The sequence below is a fragment of the Pseudoalteromonas sp. MSK9-3 genome (genome assembly GCF_003590335.1).
Classification (GTDB): domain Bacteria; phylum Pseudomonadota; class Gammaproteobacteria; order Enterobacterales; family Alteromonadaceae; genus Pseudoalteromonas.
Genome location: NZ_MIET01000041.1, coordinates 1 through 454, shown reverse-complemented (window position 1 = coordinate 454; position 454 = coordinate 1). Strand labels below are relative to the sequence as shown.

At 42.5% G+C, this 454-nt stretch carries 1 protein-coding gene; it reads right to left on the bottom strand.

What is annotated here, in order from left to right; genetic code table 11:
• Positions 1-454: IS3 family transposase (locus BGP78_RS17810; RefSeq protein ID WP_119862641.1), on the bottom strand; the 454-nt coding region annotated here is incomplete at both ends.

Sequence of the window (454 nt, the reverse complement as noted above, 5' to 3'; positions counted from 1 at the left end):
TACGCGCTCCATCGGGGAATTATCCCAACAATTACCTCTGCGGCTCATGCTTTGTGTTATTTGATAACGCCATAACCTTTGCCTGAATTTTGTTGAACTATACTGACTGCCTTGATCCGAATGGAACATAACCCCACTAGGTTTGCCTCTTTGTTCATATGCTCTATCTAATGCTTTGATAGTTAGGGCTGTATCTGGCTTTTCTGACATGACCCAGCCAATAGCCCGCCTTGCATATAAATCAATTACTACTGCTAAATATGACCACTTCTGACCAGTCCAAATATACGTAATATCTCCACACCATACTTGATTTGGGCTATGCACATCGAACTCTCGATTTAACTGGTTTGGTATATCAGGCCGTTCATTCACCGCCACTTTATATGCGTGTGGCCCCGGTTGTTTTGATATCAGTTGCATATCACGCATCAGTCGTCTGACTTTGAATAAA